The following is a 13,935-nucleotide window of genomic DNA, read 5'->3' as shown; positions in this document are numbered from 1 at the left end:
GGCAGGCAGATTGATAAGGGGTTTTGTTACATTTTATGTTGCGTCCATCTTCAGGCCCACCTTGGTTACCCGGTCTGCCTCGGTGGCACGGGCTACCAGGGTGACCGGGCCCAGAATGACCTTGTCGCCCACTACCGGGTGGCCCTTGGTGCGCTTGGCAAAGCATTCTGCGAGCGAAAGATCCGGTGGCAATTCATCGAATTCGATGCCGTACACCTGCTCTACGTCCCCCAGCAAGGCGTCGCCATTGAGCACGAAGTCACCGAAGAAGGCACGCTCGGCCAGGTGCTTCGGTGCCTGCCGGCCACTCAGGGCCTTGCCAAGTTCCGGAAGTACCGCAGGTGTGGCGAACATGGCGACGACGTCTCCGGTCGAGACTTCCAGGTCTTTGGTGGGCTGCAGGCACTGGCGACTCCGGAAGACCCCGGCAACGGCGGTGTTGTCCGGAAGCCGCAGCTGCCCGAGCCGTTTCGGTGATTCCCAGTTCTGGCCCCGGAGCGGGAACAGCATCAGCTCGTGGTCGCCCGCCGCGGGGGCATCCAGGGGCAGGCGTCGGTAAGGGTCTTCGCCGGCTGGAACTTCCAGCTTCAGTTTGCGGGCCAGCGGCGCCATGGTTGTGCCCTGTACCACAAGCGACACAAGCACGATGAAGAACGCGGCATGGAACACCAGCTGGGCATCCGGCAGACCGGCGATGATCGGGAACAGGGCCAAGACAATTGGTACCGCGCCCCGCAGGCCCACCCAGCTGATAAAGCCCAGCTCCCGGCGGTTGAAGCCGAAGGGCCAGAGCGTCAGCAGAACCGTCAGCGGGCGAATCACGAAGATCAGTGTAAAGGCCAGAATCAGGCCGCCCCCAGCCAGGGGTACCAGGTCAGACGGGCTCACCAGCAGCCCCAGCATCAGGAAAAGACACAGCTGGGCCAGCCAGGCCAGGCCATCGTGTACCTGCAGGATCATGGGCATCATTCGCACGTGGCGATTACCGATCACCACGCCACTCAGATATATGGCGAGAAAACCGCTACCGCCAATGGCGTTGGTGGCAGAAAACACGGCGATGCCGGCTGCGGCCACTAACAGGGGGTAGAGAGCAGGCGTCAGGCGCATCCGGTTGGTCAGGGCGACGATGGCAAAGCCACCCAGAATGCCCGCTGGCGCGCCGATACCGAATTGCTGGACCAGCATCAGCAGGCCAGAGGCAAAGGCGCCGTCCTGGTGCTGGCTGATCAGGGTAACCAGCATCAGGGTCAGGAAAATAGCCATCGGGTCGTTGCTGCCCGATTCGATTTCCAGAGTGGCGCTGACCCGTTCGTTCAGATGCAGCCCACGGCCCTGAAGCAGGGAGAAAACCGCAGCGGCATCGGTGGAGGAGATAATCGCGCCGATCAGCAAGGCGATCAGCCAGTGCAGGTCGAATACCCACCAGGCAACGATTGCCGCTCCGCCCGCCGTCAGCGCGACACCCACGGTGGCCAGCATCATGGCGGGTTTCAGACCAACCCGGAAGGTGTCCACCCGGGTGCGCATACCGCCGTCCAGCAGGATAACACCCAGGGCCAGGTTGGCAATCAGGAAGGCGAGCTCCACATTATCGAACTCGATACCCCCGGGCCCGTCCTCGCCCATCAGCATGCCTACCACCAGGAAGACCAGTAGCACAGGCATGCCAACGCGGCTGGAAAGGGGGCTGAGCACGATGCTGAAAACCAGCATCAGGGCGCCGATCAGGGTGAAGGTGGGATCCATCAGACTCCAACTAAAGGGGCTTGCCCGGCTATGGCGACGGGCTTATATTGCGTGAACAGCCATTATGCCGGCGGGCGTAGCTCAATGGTAGAGCTTCAGGTTCCCAACCTGGTGACGTGGGTTCGATTCCCATCGCCCGCTCCAGTCCGGCAATTTCCCCTCAGTGCAGCTTCAATCTCGGGTGCATGGCCCGGCTGATCTTGTCCATGAGCCAGATAATGCCCGTACGCACAAACCCGTGCAGCGCGACCTGGTGCATCCGGTACAGGGACACGTAAAACAGCCTGGCCACCTTGCCTTCAATGTACATGCTGCGGCCAGACAGGTTGCCCATCAGGTTGCCAACGGTGGTGTATTTGCTGAAGTTGATCAGTGAACCGTGGTCGTTGTAGACAAAGGGTACCGCTTCCTTGCCGTCAAGCCGGTTACACAGGGTTTCGAACAGGGTATCTGCCTGCTGGTGGGCGGCCTGGGCCCGTGGAGGTACCGGTCGGTCAGAATCCGGTTGCGGGCAGGCTGCGCAATCACCGAAGGCGAAGATGTGGTCGTCCCGGGTGGTTTTCAGGGTCTGTTCTACCATCAGCTGGTTGCCGCGGTTGGCCTCCAGCCCGTCCAGGTCGGCCAGAAAGCCCGGTGCCTTGATGCCGGCGGCCCAGATGGTCATCTCGGACGGCAGTTCGGTGCCGTCTTTCATCACCAGGCTGTTCTCCCGTACTTCGCTGACCGGCTGGCCGGTCAATACCTGCACTTTCTGGCGCTGCAGTTCCCGGGTTGCGGCGGCAGACAGCCGGCCAGGCAGCGCCGGTAGAATGCGGTCGGCCGCTTCGATCACACTGATGGAAACGTCGGAAGACTTCAGGTGGTTCATGCCATATACCGGTAGTTCCCTCGATGCCAGCCGCAGCTCCGCGGCCAGTTCCACACCCGTGGCGCCGGCCCCGATGATGCTGATGTTCAGGCTGTGGGGCTTGCCCTGCAGGGCTTCATGATTCTTGCGCAGGAAGGCATTGAGCATCAGGTTATGGAACCGCCGTGCCTGGCGCAGGCTGTCCAGGAAAAGGCAGTGTTCCTGGGCACCCGGAGTGCCGAAATCGTTCGCAGTGCTGCCCACGGCAATCACCAGGGTGTCGTACCGGATGCGGCGTTCGGGCACCACTTCATTACCTTCGTCATCGTGGAAGGCGGCAATGACGATTTCCTTCGCTGAGCGGTCGAGCCCGCTCATCCGGCCAAGCTGGAATTCGTAATGGTGCTTGCGGGCGTGGGCGCGGTAGTTGATTTCGTTGGCGCTGGCGTCGAGGGAACCGGACGCGACCTCGTGCAGCAGGGGTTTCCAGACGTGGGTCAGGCCGGCATCGACCAGGGAAATGCGGGCTTTGTGTTTCTTGCCCAGTTTGTTGCCCAGCCGGGTGACCAGTTCCAGGCCGCCGGCGCCACCGCCGACAACTACGATGTGGTGCAGGTTTTCCATAACGATCGCCTTGAAGTGAAGAGAGCCAAGCGCTCTTTCGGCGAAAAACGCTTGGCTGTCCTCACTGACTTTGTCCAGTCCCTGACTGGAGGCGGCTAATACTAACGTCGTAGTTCCGGCATGACAATTCAACGAAAGTGGCTTTTTGCTGCCTCGTTGGGCCTGCTCGCGATTGATTAATCCGATGCCATGCGGCACTTTAGGGTAAACGCCCACAGAGGCTTGGACCCTAACCCTGCTAACAGGAGAACCACTGTGAAACTGGAAGTCAAAGGCATTGCGGACGGCCAGCCGATTCCCGAAAAGTTCGCGTTTGGTGTATTCAGTGAACAGGACCACATGAGTTTTGGCCCCAACCGGAACCCGGAACTGGTGTGGGAAGGCGCGCCGGAGGGCACCAAAAGCTTTGTGGTAGTGATGTTTGACCCGGATGTGCCCGGCGTGGCCGACGATGTGAACCAGGAAGGCAAGACCGTAGCGGCCGACCTGCCCCGGGTAGACTTCTTCCACTGGCTGCTGGTGGACATCCCGGCCAGCGTTGCTCGCATCCCGGAAGGTGAGGACAGTGACGGCGTCAGCCCCAAGGGCAAGGATCACGGCCCCGGCCCGATCGGGGTGCGCGGTGTGAATAACTACACCCAGTTCCTGGCCGGCAATCCGGACATGGCCGGCACCTACGCCGGTTACGACGGCCCTTGCCCGCCCTGGAACGATGAGATCATCCACCATTACCACTACGAAGTGCATGCGCTGGATGTGGAAACGCTGGGCCTGGATGGCGAATTTGACGGCAACGACGTGCGCCAGGCCATGGCCGGGCATGTGCTGGCCAGTGCCCGGGTAACCGGTACCTACACCCTCAATCCGGATCTGCGCTGAGCGGGTTCTGACGGTGCGGGGCTGCAGCGGCTCCGCGCCTGTCTTCATCTAACTGTCTCGTGGTTGTCACCTGCGTGTCACCCGGCCTTGTCAGAGTTTTTCCTGCACTCTGACGGCTGGCCTGACAATGCAGGAGGCACCATGGGCAATTATCGCAGCGTCTTCATCTCGGATGTCCATCTTGGCACAGCGGATTGCCAGGCCGGACAACTGCTGGATTTCCTCAATACCATCCGGTGCGACACCCTGTACCTGGTAGGCGACATCGTCGACCTGATTGCCATGCAGCGTCGGGCCCACTTTCCGGAAAGCCATCGGCAGGTTGTTCACAAACTGTTGGAGCTGGCCGCCACCGGCACCCGCGTTGTCTATGTGCCCGGTAACCACGATGAATTCTTCCGCCGCTTCTGTGGCCAGACCCTCTCCGGTGTGGAGCTTCTCTACAAGGCCGTGCATACCACCGCGGATGGCCGCCGCTTTCTGGTATGCCACGGTGACCAGTTCGACCAGGTAGTGCGATGCAGCCCCCTGATGTTGCTGGTGGGTGACCATGCCCACGGCCTGCTGCTGCGGTTGAACCGCTGGTTCAACGCCCTGCGCCGTTTGCAGGGCAGGCCCTACTGGTCGCTGGCGGCCTGGATCAAAAGCCGCATAGGTAAGGCCAGAACCTTTATTCGCCGGTTTGAACTGGCAGCGCTGACGGCCGCGGAGAAGGGCGATTTCGATGGTTTTATTTGCGGACATATTCACTCTGCTGGCTTCTTGCGTGGCGAGGACGGTCTATACTGCAATGATGGTGACTGGGTTGAGCACTGCTCGGCCCTGGTGGAAACAACCGATGGCGAACTGCAGTTGCTGCAGTGGTCTGATCAGCCGGTGATTGTCATGACCGAGCAGGATGCGCCCGCGGTGGCGGGCCCGGAAGGAGAACGCCCGGTGGTGGACGTGCTGACGCCGTCGTTCATCGAACAGGTTAACCGTATTGCCGGTTAACGGCGCTGATGTTTGGAGGCCTAAACAATTTGGTTTCGGCTCTTTAGCCTTGGGTAGCTACTCATTCGGGGGTTTACGGTAAATTGTCAAAATAATCCATAAAAAACATCAGGTTAAAAGAGTTTGACCAAGAAGCTATTGGTACCATTCAGTGTCAGGGAGGGCGGTAGCCAGAGAGGGTCGACTTGAAATATATTTTGTGGTCTATATAATTCAGCTCTAACTTTCGAAGCGAATTGATCACGTTATGACATCAGAAGGATCGAATACCACCGCCATCACCTTGCGCAAACCCACCAAGGATGATGGCTACAGGCTCCACCAGCTGGTTGCGGAATGCCCGCCGCTGGACCCCAACTCGATTTACTGCAACCTGTTGCAGTGCAGCCACTTTGCCGAGACCGGCGTGGCGGCGGAGAAGGACGGCGATCTGGTCGGCTTTATCTCCGGATACATCCCTCCCCAACAGCCCGAGACCGTGTTTGTCTGGCAGGTGGCGGTACACGAGAAAGGTCGTGGCCAGGGCCTCGCCAAGCGGATGCTTAAGGAAATCGTAGGTCGGGACGCGTGCAAGAACGTCACGCACCTGGAAACCACGATTACAGAAGACAACGAGGCTTCCTGGGCGCTGTTCCGCTCATTTGCCCGTGATCTGGGAGCCGAGCTCACCTATCACGAGCACTTCGAGAAAGAGACCCACTTTGGCGGCAAGCACGATTCTGAGTTCCTGCTGCGCATCGGGCCTTTCACGAAGCCTGTCTGAGAGCCCTGATTCACGGTATGTGAATCGCTGACTGCGAATCTGAACAGCCGGCAGGCCACCCGAGGTGGGCCTGCCAGATGGCTGACATCAACGCACGGCGGGCCTGTTGCGACCGACACGTTTTACCAGCAGGCCACCGCGCATTTACCTCGAACCTGACATGCTAAGAGGCAAGACAATGGAAATTTTTAAGTCTACTGAATCCGAAGTTCGTGTTTATTCCCGTGCCTTTCCGGTGATTTTCAACCGTGCCAAGAACGCGCACCTGTACACCGAAGACGGCAAACAGTACCTGGACTTCCTGGCCGGTGCCGGTTCCCTGAACTACGGCCACAACAACGATGTCCTGAAGAAAGCACTGCTCGAGTACATCGAGGCAGACGGCGTGAGCCAGGGCCTGGACCTGTTCACCACCGCAAAGCACGACTTCATGGAATCGTATAAGAAGTACATCCTTGATCCCCGTGGCCTGAACTACAAGATGCAGTTCACCGGCCCCACCGGTACCAACTGTGTGGAAGCGGCCATGAAGCTGGCCCGGAAGGTGAAAGGCCGTACCAACATCATTTCTTTCACTAACGGCTTCCACGGCGTAACGGCCGGTGCCGTTGCCGCCACCGGTAACGAACATCACCGTGGTGGTGTAGGCGTACCCCTGGGCCACGTGGACTTCATGTTCTACGACGGCTACCTGGGTGAAGACGTAGACACCCTGGACATCATGGACAAGGTGCTGTCTGACAGCTCCTCCGGTGTTGAAAAGCCGGCGGCGGCTATCGTTGAGGCCGTTCAGGGTGAAGGCGGTCTGAATGCGGCCCGCGCTGAATGGCTGAAAGGCTTGTCTGAGCTGTGCAAGAAGCACGACATCCTGCTGATTGTGGATGACATCCAGGCGGGTAACGGCCGGACCGGCGAGTTCTTCAGCTTTGAATTTGCTGGCATCAAGCCGGACATCGTGACGGTATCCAAGTCCTTGAGTGGCTACGGCCTGCCGATGGCGCTGGTGCTGTTCAAGCCGGAGCTGGACGTGTGGGAATCCGGTGAGCACAACGGTACTTTCCGTGGTAACAACATGGCGTTCGTAACGGCCCGCGCTGCCGTTGAAACCTACTGGAAAGACGATGCCTTCGCCAACGAAGTGAAGGCCAAGACCAAGGTGCTGGGCGATGCCCTGCAGGCGATCTGCGACAAGTACCCGGGTGAGTTCTCGATGAAAGGCCGTGGCCTGATGCGTGGTATCGAAGCCAAGCATGCAGACGTGACCGGTCCGATCACCAAGCGCTGCTTCGAGAAGGGCCTGATCATCGAGACCAGTGGCCCGAACGATGAAGTGATCAAGTGCCTGATGCCGCTGACCACCAGCGAAGATGACCTGCGTCTGGGCGCGAAACTGCTGGGCGAGTCTGTTGACGAGATCATGCAGGAAGGTGTGAACGAGGCGTCGTAAGACGCCCGTTTCCCCCACCTTTCCAAAACGCAGATTACGAAGGCAAGGATATGACTACGGCACAGCACACCGTCGAGAAAATCGGCGGTACATCAATGAGTAATTACGAGGCCGTGCGCGACAATATCATTATTGGCAAGCGCAAGAAGAGCGACCTCTACCAGCGGATTTTCGTGGTTTCAGCCTATGGCGGCGTAACCAACGAACTGCTGGAACACAAGAAAACCGGCGAGCCGGGCGTTTACGCCCTGTTTGCTGATGCCGAATCGGACTGGGCCTGGGGTGACGACCTCACCAAGCTGATCCAGTTGCTGACCGACATCAATGGCGAGCTGTTCAGAGACCCGATGCTCAAGCAGCAGGCCGACCAGTTCATCACTGACCGTATTGAAGGTGTTCGCGGCTGCCTGATCGACCTGCAGCGCCTGTGTTCCTACGGCCAGTTCCAGCTTGAAGAGCACCTGCTGACTGTCCGGGAAATGCTGGCGGGTATCGGCGAAGCGCACAGTGCGTTCAACACCACCCTGAAGCTGCAGCAGGAGGGCATTAATGCCCGCTTTGTCGACCTGACCGGTTGGCGTGATGCCGAGCTGCTGCCGCTGGATGAAAAGCTGAAGCAGGCGTTCGACAGCATCGACCTGAGCCGCGAGCTGCCGATTGTGACCGGCTACGCCCAGTGCAAGGAAGGTCTGATGCGCACCTTCGATCGTGGCTACAGCGAGATGACGTTCAGCCGGGTGGCTGTGATGACCAACGCCCGCGAAGCCATCATCCACAAGGAATATCACCTGAGCTCCGCCGACCCGAAAGTGGTGGGTGAAGACAAGGTAGTTCCCCTGGGTCGTACCAACTACGACGTGGCGGACCAGCTGGCCAACCTGGGTATGGAAGCCATCCACCCCCGGGCCGGTAAGGGCTTGCGCCAGAACGAGATTCCGCTGCGGGTGATGAACACCTTCGAGCCGGAGCATACCGGCACCCTGATTACCGGTGATTACATCAGCGAGAAACCGCAGGTGGAAATCATTGCCGGCGCCAAGGGTGTGTTTGCCATCGAAGTGTTCGACCAGGACATGCAGGGCGAGCCCGGCTCGGATCGCAAGATCCTGGACGTGCTGACCCGCTTCAAGGTGCGCTTCATGTCGAAGGACACCAACGCCAACACCATCACTCACTATGTGGGCACGACGCTCAAGCACGTGAAGCGAGTGGTCAAGGCGCTGGAAGAAGAGTTTCCGAATGCCGAAGTCAGCACCCGCAAGGTGGCCCTGGTGTCAGCCTGTGGCAGCGACATGAAGGTGCCCGGCATCCTGGCCCGCTCTGTGAAGGCGCTGGCAGACAAGGAAATCAGCGTGCTGGCCATTCACCAGTGCATGCGCCAGGTGGATATCCAGTTCGTGATTGACGAAGACCATTACAACCAGGCGATTGTGGCCCTGCACGGAGCGCTCATCGAGCCCCACAACCACGAATACGCTATCGTGGCGGCAACCACCGCCTGAAGAATTGCCCGCAAGCGGAACCGGTCGCTTCGCTTGCGGGTGATGGAGGACGTCTTGCCTCCTGATCGGGCGCCCGGTCGGCCGTCTCGCCTCTGGCGAGTTATTATGGCCGGGCGTGGCCGATCACCTTTCCTTCCCCCGTTTTCTTTCCCTTCAGCCGCCGTGCAACAGCCAGAACCAGGCGCCGACCGTCAGTTGGCAGAGCAATACCACCACCGTCAGCAGCAGTCGCAATTTCAGGTACCAGGCCGGCCAGTACTGGCGCATCCAGCGCGCATCCACCAAATACAGTAAGGCGAAGGCCACGGTGTAGAGCAGGATTTTCTGGGGTGTGTGCAACAACAGTCCCAGCCCCGCGCCAACAAAGAAGACCTGGCTTAGCAACATGGTTACCAGTGGCGATTGCGGGTAGGAGCGGTTCTCCAGCTGCAACGCCATGGTCCAGTAAATGCCTCCCATAAAGGCAAGTATCCCGGCGCTGTAAAGATAGAACCAACCGAGAATAGCGACACTGTTGGCGGGCAGGGCAAACAGGCCGACAACCCCTGCGATAAACGGAACCAGGCCGGCAATGCCGACCAGAATGGCAAGGCGGGCAACGGCGATCACGACCGCTGCCTCGGTTTCAGTTCATTGAGAATTATTCGCACGGTATAGCTCCCTGAATTGCGATACAGGGAGATTTACGCTTGCCATGCCCGTCGGGATCATCGGGCCAGTTCGAGACATTCCCGATGGGCCGGGCAGGTGACCAGGTGATCGTTCACCATACCGGTAGCCTGCATAAAGGCGTACACGATGGTTGGGCCGACAAAGTTGAAACCGGCTTTTTTCAGGGCCCGGGACATGGCCTCGGATTCTGCGGTGGTGGCCGGTACCTGTTCGATGGTTTGCCAGTGGTTTTGCCGGGGTTGGTGCTCCACGAACTGCCAGAGAAAATCGGCAAAGCCGATGCCTTGCTCCTTCAGCGCCAGATAGCTGCGGGCATTGCGGATAATGGACTGCACTTTCAGGCGGTTGCGGATAATACCGGGGTTCTCCAGCAGCCGGGCCTGGTCCCGCTCGGTGAAGCGCACGATCTGTTCCGGATCAAAGCCGGCGAAGGCGGCGCGGTAGCTTTCCTGCTTGCGCAAAATGGTGATCCAGCTCAGGCCGGCCTGCTGGCCGTCCAGGCACAGCTTTTCGAACAGCGCCTGGTCATCATATTCCGGGCGACCCCAGACGGTGTCGTGGTAGTGCACATAGAGCGGGTCGGTTCCGCACCAGGGGCAGCGTTCGCGGGTCTTGCTCATTGGGGGCCTCCGGGTCAGCGCCTGGCGCGGATTATGCGTTGGAACAGGGGTTCCCAACTGGTGTCTGTTGGCCGCGCCGGGGTCAGTGCAAAGTCGTCCGCCGGCGGCTCCAGCAGGGTGATGTCCGGCCACAGCGTGCGGTTGCCATCGGTGGACGCCTGGTGCACCAGAGTAATCACAAAGCCTTCGGCATAGAAACAGCTGGCCTGCCAGAGGCCATCAGGCTGGTCTCCGTAGAGTTCGAAGTTCTTGCGTACTTCCAGGGTTTGCAGGTTGCCGGCAATGCCCCGCCCTGTGGCTTTCAGCCAGGCTTCCTTGAGAGTCCAGACCTGCAGGAAAGAAAAAGGATCATCGGCCCGGAACAGCCACTCCTGCTCCACCGGCGAAAACCAGCGCCTGGCCACGCCGGTCCAGTCCGGCTTGCGCTGGCCCGGTTCAATATCAATGCCCAGTGGCCGGCCAGCCGTGGCCACGGCCGCCAGCTCCCGGCTGTGGCTGAGGCTGAGGCACCAGTGCGGGGGAGAAACGGTCGCCACCGGGCGTCCGTCCACGGGCTGGCAGTGCTCGGGAGCCGTGCCGCTGGCCTGGCTGATACCCTGCCGCATCAGCCAGCGGCTGGCCAGGAATTCTCGCCTGCGGACACCTTCTAGCCGGGCCATGGTGTCGGCCTCAAAACGGGTCATCCACTCCGGCGGTGCGGGCAGGTCCCGCTGGATCTGGTGACACAGCCAGATCTGGGGCCGGTCAGGGCTGCAGGCGTTGGATGGTCCAGCCATCACCCTCTCTCACGTATTCGAAGCGATCGTGCAGCCGGCTTGGCCGCCCCTGCCAGAATTCAATCCGCTCCGGAACCACCCGGTAACCGCCCCAGAAACTGGGCAGGGGAATCTCGCCGGAGCTGAACTTGCGTTTCATCTCCGCCACTTTCTGTTCCAGCAGGCCCCGGGAAGTAATCGCCTTGCTCTGCTCCGATACCCAGGCGCCAATCTGGCTGCCCCGTGGCCGGGAGGCGAAGTATTTCAGGGATTCCGACTTGCTGACCTTTTCCACCGGCCCCTGAACACGTACCTGACGGTTCAGGCCGATCCAGGGAAACAGCAGCGCTGCCTTGGGGTTCTGCTCCAGCTCCAGCGCCTTGCGGCTGCCGTAATTGGTGTAGAACACAAAGCCCCGGTTATCGAAGTATTTCAGCAGCACGGTGCGCAGGTCCGGCATCTGGTCGGTACCGGCGGTGGCCAGCGACATGGCGTTGGGCTCGAGAATGCCTGCGGTGCGGGCATCTTCAAACCAGGCCTGGAACTGCAAAACCGGGTCGTCGTTCAGGTGTTCACGATCCAGCCCTTCACTTTCAAAATCCCGACGCATATCGCCGATGTCCATACTGCTCTCTCCGTTGGGTTGCACAGGGAGTGTTACGTCTTGCGAGGATATCGGGTTCAGTGCCGGCTGTCAGGTCTGGCTGACAAAGACTGGCGCCCGGCGGTATGCTTGAAGGAGTATCCGGAATTTCAGTGCTGTTTCAGAGGGAGTGGTCTGTGGCCGAGCAAAAGGCAGAACGTCATCTGGCGCGAAATAGTGTCATCGTGCTGGCGGTATTGGTGGGGTTGTACGCACTGGCGGGGTTCCTGTTGCTGCCCTGGTGGCTGGAAAAAGCCCTGCCCGAACAGCTGGAGCAGCGTATGGGCTGGCAGGCGCAGGTGGAAAGCATCCGGGTTAATCCGTTTGCCCTGAGCATGGAAGCCGAAGGCTTTGCCGCCCGTGACCAGGCAGACGAACCGGTTACAGCCTTCGAAAAGCTGCGGGTGGATGTGAGTTTTCTCCGGCTGGTGCGGGGTATTATCGGCTTCGAGGAAATCCGCCTGACCGAACCGGATATCCGCCTGGATCTGCTGGAAGACTACTCGGTGAACTACGCCCGGGACTGGCAAAACGCCAACCCGCCTGCCAGCGAACCTGAGCCGGTTCAGGAGCCGTCGGAGCCGTCGGAACCACCCAGGCTGTTTTTCCGGCAGATCGCCATTGAAGGTGGCCAGCTGCTGTTCCGGGATTTCTCCCAGCCGGAAGCGGCCGAATTCCTCATCGAACCGCTGGATCTTGCCCTGAACGACCTGGCCACCTGGCAGAGGGAAGAGTCTGACAGCCAGTACTCTGTCACCGCTGCCATCGGGGACCAGCACATCGACTGGCAGGGCGACCTGAGCGTAACGCCGCTGTATTCCGAAGGCCGGTTGCGTATTGCCGATGTTCGCCACGACACCCTGGCCCACTTCCTGGCCCCCTATTTGCCCTGGCAACTGCGGGATGGCGCCGTCACCGTGGAATCCCGCTACCAGCTGGCCGGTGGTGACCAGTTTGAACTGATTACCTCCGGTGGCAAGCTGTCGATCCGTGACCTGGCCCTAGCCCTGAACGAAGGTGACGAAGAGCCGGCGCTCACAGCCCGGGCCCTGACCGTGAATGACATTGGCTTTGACCTCACCGCCCGGGAAGCTTCTGTGGGCATGGTGACCATCGAGGCACCGTTCGTGGCCGCCAGCCGTGATGCCGAAGGTATGGTCGACTGGGTAACCTCGCTGCCGGCCGGTGAGCAAACTGCGGAGGCCGCGGAGGAAGAGCCCGCAAGCTCCGCCCCGGCTTTCCGCTGGTCCGTTGAGGGTGTGGAACTGACCGAAGGTGGCGTCCGGTGGCGCGACCGGGTTCCGGAAACCCCGGCGGAACTGGCCCTGACCGACCTGGCGGTCACTCTGGGTGGGCTGTCCCAGCAGATGGATGAGCCTGTGCCCTACAGCCTGTCGGCGGGATTGGCCAGCGGTGGCAGCCTGCGGGCCGACGGCCAGGTGACACCCGCACCGTTCAATTTTGAAGGGGCCCTGGCCGGCACAGACATCGCGCTGGCGGCAGTAGAACCCTATCTGCAGCTGGGCGCCAACCTGGCGGTAAACGATGGCCGGCTCGGCTTTGACGGCAACCTGGACCTGGACAGCCAGGATGATCCCATGACCGGTACCTTCAGCGGTACCGCGCAAATTGCCAACCTGGACCTGCGGCTGGCGGACCAGGACGGGCAACTGGTGTCCTGGCAATTGCTGCGACTGGCGCCGGTGGAGTTCAACGTCAACCCGGCCCGGCTGGAAATCGGCACCGTAACCCTGGCACAGCCGGCCTTTAACCTCGTGCGGGATACCGGCGGTACCCATAACGTGGAGCGCATTGTCAAAACCGGCGCCGATGCCGGCACGGAACAAGCCGACGCGGCGGAAGGTGACAGCGCAGCCGAACAATCCGGCGAGCCAGGGTTTATCTTCCGCATTGGCGAGCTGCTGGTGGAGGAAGGCTCCGTAGCCTATACCGACCGCACCATGGAGCCGGTGTTTAACACCACCTTCGATACCCTGAGCGGCAGCGTAACCGGCATCAGCAACGTGCCACCCCAGCAGGGTTCGGTGAATTTGCAGGGCCGGCTGGCGGGCGTGGCGCCGGTCACCTTCAAAGGCACCCTGGGCGCCCTGGGTACGGAAGACCCCAGTGAGCTGCAACTGAATATGGACGACCTGGCCCTGCCGGTGCTGTCCCCCTACTTCGGCCGCTTTCTGGGTTACGGCGTGGACAGCGGCAAACTGAAACTGGACCTGGACTACGAATTCACCGGAACCCGGCTGAGGGCATCGAACCAGGTGGTGCTGGACCGAATGGAGCTGGGCCAGGCTGTGGCCTGCGTATTCCAGACCAAGGTTGCCACTGATTCCAGACGAAGCCTGCCACCCATTCCACGCGAAAGCTGCCACTGATTCCACGGCAAAGCTGCCACCCTGGCAGGCTGCCTGATTCCCCCATCAAAA

Annotated in this window: 12 protein-coding genes and 1 tRNA gene; 7 read left to right on the top strand and 6 right to left on the bottom strand. The window is 60.5% G+C overall.

Annotation, left to right across the window (positions count from 1 at the left end):
- Positions 1 to 33: 33 nt before the first annotated feature.
- Complete coding sequence (locus tag LWH94_RS14690) at positions 34 to 1,749, bottom strand: potassium/proton antiporter (protein ID WP_232902694.1); 1,716 nt, start codon at positions 1,747 to 1,749, stop codon at positions 34 to 36.
- 70 nt (positions 1,750 to 1,819) lie between these two features.
- Between LWH94_RS14690 and LWH94_RS14685 the strand changes: the two genes are divergently transcribed.
- A tRNA-Gly gene (locus LWH94_RS14685) sits at positions 1,820 to 1,893 on the top strand.
- 16 nt (positions 1,894 to 1,909) lie between these two features.
- Here LWH94_RS14685 and LWH94_RS14680 read toward each other — a convergent pair.
- Positions 1,910 to 3,220: an NAD(P)/FAD-dependent oxidoreductase gene (locus LWH94_RS14680; RefSeq protein WP_232902693.1), complete on the bottom strand. Its 1,311-nt coding sequence runs from the start codon at positions 3,218 to 3,220 to the stop codon at positions 1,910 to 1,912.
- A 255-nt stretch (positions 3,221 to 3,475) separates the two neighbouring features.
- Here LWH94_RS14680 and LWH94_RS14675 point away from each other — a divergent pair, with 255 nt between their 5' ends.
- From LWH94_RS14675 to LWH94_RS14655, 5 genes are all read left to right on the top strand, one after another.
- On the top strand, positions 3,476 to 4,099 hold the full coding sequence (locus tag LWH94_RS14675) for a YbhB/YbcL family Raf kinase inhibitor-like protein (protein ID WP_022990501.1): 624 nt from the start codon (positions 3,476 to 3,478) through the stop codon (positions 4,097 to 4,099).
- Between the two features lie 141 nt (positions 4,100 to 4,240).
- Entirely contained in the window at positions 4,241 to 5,092 is an 852-nt protein-coding gene (locus LWH94_RS14670) for a UDP-2,3-diacylglucosamine diphosphatase (RefSeq protein WP_232902692.1), read from the top strand.
- Positions 5,093 to 5,339: 247 nt separating this feature from the next.
- A complete protein-coding gene (ectA, locus tag LWH94_RS14665) occupies positions 5,340 to 5,855 on the top strand; it encodes a diaminobutyrate acetyltransferase (protein ID WP_232902691.1) in 516 nt (171 codons plus the stop codon).
- 178 nt (positions 5,856 to 6,033) lie between these two features.
- Positions 6,034 to 7,302 (top strand): diaminobutyrate--2-oxoglutarate transaminase, encoded by a 1,269-nt coding sequence (gene ectB / locus LWH94_RS14660; protein ID WP_022990504.1) that lies wholly within the window; start codon positions 6,034 to 6,036, stop codon positions 7,300 to 7,302.
- 50 nt (positions 7,303 to 7,352) lie between these two features.
- Positions 7,353 to 8,804 carry an aspartate kinase gene (locus tag LWH94_RS14655; protein WP_022990505.1) on the top strand — a complete coding sequence of 484 codons (1,452 nt, stop codon included), beginning with the start codon at positions 7,353 to 7,355 and terminating at the stop codon, positions 8,802 to 8,804.
- A 153-nt stretch (positions 8,805 to 8,957) separates the two neighbouring features.
- Here the strand turns inward: LWH94_RS14655 and LWH94_RS14650 are convergent, their stop codons facing one another.
- From LWH94_RS14650 to pdxH, 4 genes are all read right to left on the bottom strand, one after another.
- The gene (locus tag LWH94_RS14650; RefSeq protein WP_199457738.1) at positions 8,958 to 9,413 is read right to left on the bottom strand and encodes a DUF3429 domain-containing protein; all 456 of its coding nucleotides are present in this window, start codon (positions 9,411 to 9,413) and stop codon (positions 8,958 to 8,960) included.
- 98 nt (positions 9,414 to 9,511) lie between these two features.
- Positions 9,512 to 10,096, bottom strand: a complete 585-nt coding sequence (locus LWH94_RS14645) for a DNA-3-methyladenine glycosylase I (RefSeq protein WP_232902690.1) — start codon at positions 10,094 to 10,096, stop codon at positions 9,512 to 9,514.
- A 14-nt stretch (positions 10,097 to 10,110) separates the two neighbouring features.
- Positions 10,111 to 10,872 carry a 4'-phosphopantetheinyl transferase family protein gene (locus LWH94_RS14640; protein ID WP_232902689.1) on the bottom strand — a complete coding sequence of 254 codons (762 nt, stop codon included), beginning with the start codon at positions 10,870 to 10,872 and terminating at the stop codon, positions 10,111 to 10,113.
- On the bottom strand, positions 10,841 to 11,476 hold the full coding sequence (pdxH, locus tag LWH94_RS14635) for a pyridoxamine 5'-phosphate oxidase (RefSeq protein WP_022990509.1): 636 nt from the start codon (positions 11,474 to 11,476) through the stop codon (positions 10,841 to 10,843). The genes LWH94_RS14640 and pdxH overlap by 32 nt, the downstream gene beginning before the upstream one ends.
- A gap of 155 nt (positions 11,477 to 11,631) precedes the next feature.
- On the opposite strand from pdxH, the gene LWH94_RS14630 reads away from it, so the two are divergent.
- The gene (locus LWH94_RS14630; protein WP_232902688.1) at positions 11,632 to 13,884 is read left to right on the top strand and encodes a DUF748 domain-containing protein; all 2,253 of its coding nucleotides are present in this window, start codon (positions 11,632 to 11,634) and stop codon (positions 13,882 to 13,884) included.
- Positions 13,885 to 13,935 lie beyond the last annotated feature (51 nt).

The sequence above is a fragment of the Marinobacter sp. G11 genome, assembly GCF_021282325.1.
In the GTDB taxonomy this organism is placed as follows: Bacteria; Pseudomonadota; Gammaproteobacteria; order Pseudomonadales; family Oleiphilaceae; genus Marinobacter; species Marinobacter vinifirmus.
The sequence above is the reverse complement of the archived record's forward strand: the minus strand, read 5'-3'. Positions and strand labels throughout refer to the sequence as shown.

Excerpts from the sequence above, each read along its gene's own strand:
- LWH94_RS14690 (WP_232902694.1), bottom strand. The coding sequence starts at position 1,749 with ATGGATCCCACCTTCACCCTGATCGGCGCCCTGATGCTGGTTTTCAGC.
- LWH94_RS14680 (WP_232902693.1), bottom strand. The coding sequence starts at position 3,220 with ATGGAAAACCTGCACCACATCGTAGTTGTCGGCGGTGGCGCCGGCGGC.
- LWH94_RS14670 (WP_232902692.1), top strand. The coding sequence starts at position 4,241 with ATGGGCAATTATCGCAGCGTCTTCATCTCGGATGTCCATCTTGGCACA.
- ectA (WP_232902691.1), top strand. The coding sequence starts at position 5,340 with ATGACATCAGAAGGATCGAATACCACCGCCATCACCTTGCGCAAACCC.
- ectB (WP_022990504.1), top strand. The coding sequence starts at position 6,034 with ATGGAAATTTTTAAGTCTACTGAATCCGAAGTTCGTGTTTATTCCCGT.
- LWH94_RS14655 (WP_022990505.1), top strand. The coding sequence starts at position 7,353 with ATGACTACGGCACAGCACACCGTCGAGAAAATCGGCGGTACATCAATG.
- LWH94_RS14645 (WP_232902690.1), bottom strand. The coding sequence starts at position 10,096 with ATGAGCAAGACCCGCGAACGCTGCCCCTGGTGCGGAACCGACCCGCTC.
- LWH94_RS14640 (WP_232902689.1), bottom strand. The coding sequence starts at position 10,872 with ATGGCTGGACCATCCAACGCCTGCAGCCCTGACCGGCCCCAGATCTGG.
- pdxH (WP_022990509.1), bottom strand. The coding sequence starts at position 11,476 with ATGGACATCGGCGATATGCGTCGGGATTTTGAAAGTGAAGGGCTGGAT.